The 714-nt window shown below is 60.6% G+C and carries 2 protein-coding genes; both read right to left on the bottom strand.

Annotation, left to right across the window (positions count from 1 at the left end; all coding sequences use genetic code 11):
- The coding region (locus ACVBEJ_RS14580; protein ID WP_447130365.1) for a transposase zinc-binding domain-containing protein at positions 1 to 350 on the bottom strand (350 nt) is incomplete at its 3' end.
- A partial coding sequence (locus ACVBEJ_RS14575; protein ID WP_447130364.1) for a tyrosine-type recombinase/integrase occupies positions 337 to 714 on the bottom strand: 378 nt, incomplete at its 5' end. The genes ACVBEJ_RS14575 and ACVBEJ_RS14580, both read right to left, overlap by 14 nt.

Below are 714 nucleotides of genomic sequence, written 5' to 3'. Positions count from 1 at the left end.
GCACATTGAAAGAGCGCGTTATACACCACCGTCGAGTGTTGCTTTGCCAGTGGCCGCAGCTCTCGAGGCAAGGTAAAGGTGACCATAAAATAGCGCACCGGCAGCAGCTTCTGTGTTTGCCGTTGCAACCATTGAGTGGTGGTGTGGTTCTGGCAGCGGCTACAGCTGCGGTGCCCACAACTGCGGGGCGATCGCCCCTGATGATGGCAGGCCCGGCAAGACAACAGCACATCACCGTATTGACCGCCCCGACACCCCCTGATGGCCGACCACTGATCCACTGATGTGTGGCCCCCATAAGCGCATTGATAGCGAGGGAGGTAGCGCTCAAAGACATCAGCGAGACCCATGTTGCACCGCCTCATCGCACACCAGGCGCAAACGATTGACCAGGCGGTTGATCAACTGCTCGGCATTCTGCCGGGACACCTCGGTCAACTGCGTATACAGGGCCGTGGTTTTGGGGCACTCGTGGCCCATCTCCTGCTGGATGGCACGCAGATGCAAACCGGTCTCTACCAGATGCGCACCGTAACTGTGGCGCAGGCTGTGCAGGGTCACTGGCTTGCTGATGCCGCAGGACTTGACGATGACCTTGAACGACCGCTGTGCGCCGCCGCGATCCATCACCCGTTTCGCGCTGTGTTGTTCCACAGCACCGCGTCCGGCGGGGAACAAAAAGCGGGGGTGGCGGTGTGTGGCCCAGTAACGGCG

It is taken from the genome of Porticoccus sp. GXU_MW_L64, assembly GCF_052983295.1.
The sequence above is the reverse complement of the archived record's forward strand: the minus strand, read 5'-3'. Positions and strand labels throughout refer to the sequence as shown.